Source organism: Longimicrobium sp. (assembly GCF_036388275.1).
GTDB lineage: Bacteria > Gemmatimonadota > Gemmatimonadetes > Longimicrobiales > Longimicrobiaceae > Longimicrobium.
This window is the reverse complement of sequence record NZ_DASVSF010000028.1, coordinates 1-2,038: the sequence shown is the minus strand read 5'-3', so window position 1 is coordinate 2,038 and position 2,038 is coordinate 1. Positions and strand designations below refer to the sequence as shown.

At 49.6% G+C, this 2,038-nt stretch carries 1 protein-coding gene; it reads left to right on the top strand.

Annotated elements, in window-relative coordinates; translation table 11 throughout:
* Nucleotides 1–2,038: FG-GAP-like repeat-containing protein (locus VF632_RS08240; RefSeq protein WP_331022397.1), on the top strand; the 2,038-nt coding region annotated here is incomplete at both ends.

The following is a 2,038-nucleotide window of genomic DNA, read 5'->3' as shown; positions in this document are numbered from 1 at the left end:
CCGCACCTCCATCCTCATCAACACCACCCCCACAGGATCCACCACCCCCACCTTCGCCCCCAAAGTAGACTTCACCACTGGGAATCAGCCCTGGTCAGTCAGCGTCGGCGACATCAACGGCGACGGTTCACCAGATGTAGCTGTGGCGAACTTTGAGAGCTACACCACCTCCATCCTCATCAACACCACCCCCACAGGATCCACCACCCCCACCTTCGCCCCCAAAGTAGACTTCACCACTGGGAGGCTCCCCTATTCAGTCAGCATCGGCGACTTCAACTTGGACGGGAAACCAGATGTAGCTGTGACGAGCACTTTCAGCACGACCATCTCCATCCTCCTCAACAACACCCCCAAAGTCAGCATCGCAGCAGGCACTACCCCCACCGAAACAGGCCCCACTAATGGCACATTTACTATTACCCTCGATACTCCCGCCCCTTCTGGCGGTTTAGTCGTCAACTTCAACACCACCGGCAGTACCGCCACCAACCCCAGTCACTACTCCTTAAGTGCGGGTACGAATATCACGGCTGTGACTGCCAACACTTTCACCATTGCCGCGGGTGCAACCACCGCCGTCCTCAATGCCGTCCCCGTCGATGATGCTATCATCAACCCAGGGGAAACAATCAAAGTTAACGTCACTGCCGATACCAACAATTGGAACTACTTTCTCGATCCAGTTGTTGAGAATACAACTGCGACACTCACAATTACCGACAACGACAACTTCCCCACAGTCAACCTCTCGGTTTCCCCAGCCACAAGTACAGAAACAGGAAGTCCAACAATCACCGTCACCGCCACAGCATCCAGCGCTGTTGTCGGAGATCAAACCGTTGATGTTAATCTTTCAGGGACTGCGATAGCTGCTGACTTTACAGGGTTCATTCCTACTAGCATTACCATTCCTGACGGTGAAACCACAGGTTCATTTACCGTTAATATCAATGATGATGAACTGGTAGAAGGAAATGAAACAGGTACATTCACAATCTCGAATCCTTCTAGCGGAATTGTTTTGGGAACTACGACAACAGGTGAGGTGGCAATTACCGACGACGACGACTTCCCCACAGTCAACCTCCTCGTTTCCCCAGCCACAAGTACAGAAACAGGAAGTCCAACTATCACCGTCACCGCCACAGCATCCAGCGCCGTTGTCGGAGCTCAAACCGTTGATGTTAATCTTTCAGGAACAGCCACTGCTGACGACTTCACCGGGTTCATTCCTGCTAGCATTACCATTCCTGACGGTGAAACCACAGGTTCATTTACCGTTAATATCAATGATGATGGGCTGGTAGAAGGAAGTGAAACAGGTACTTTCACAATCTCGAATCCTTCTAGCGGTATTGTTTTGGGAACTACGACAACAGGTGAGGTGACAATTACCGACGACGACTGCATCTGCGATGACATTGACTATCCCAACTTAAACCAACCGAATCCGGTTGAAAACACCATAATCGGTGTATCGCCAATTCAAATAGGTACTGCCCTAAACGATGAATTCCTAGGTAGCAACAGCGGCCATATATTCGATGGTAAATTAGGGGATGACAACATATATGGTGGAGCCGTTCACGACATCCTCAAGGGGAACAAAGGCAATGATTTTATCATCGGTGGTAACGGTGATGACCTCCTATTGGGAGAGGAAAATAATGACATTATTCTGGGCAACTTGGGTGAGGATGTAATCTGGGGAGGCAAAGCCAATGACTCCCTAAATGGTGGCGAAGGTAATGACCTGATTCTGGGTAATGAAAATAATGACTTCATCGATGGTGACATGGATAATGACACCTTAAAAGGAGGCCAAGGTGACGACATCATGCTCGGTAGTCAAGGTGACGACTACCTGTTTGGAAACCAGGGTTCGGATACCATATGTGGCGGTGAAGGTAATGATTTTATCAGTGGTAACGAACAAGCAGATATCCTGGGAGGGTGTGAAGGAAATGATACCCTGTACGGAGGCGAAGACAACGATACTCTCACTGGTTGTCAAGGTGATGATATTCTTTACGGA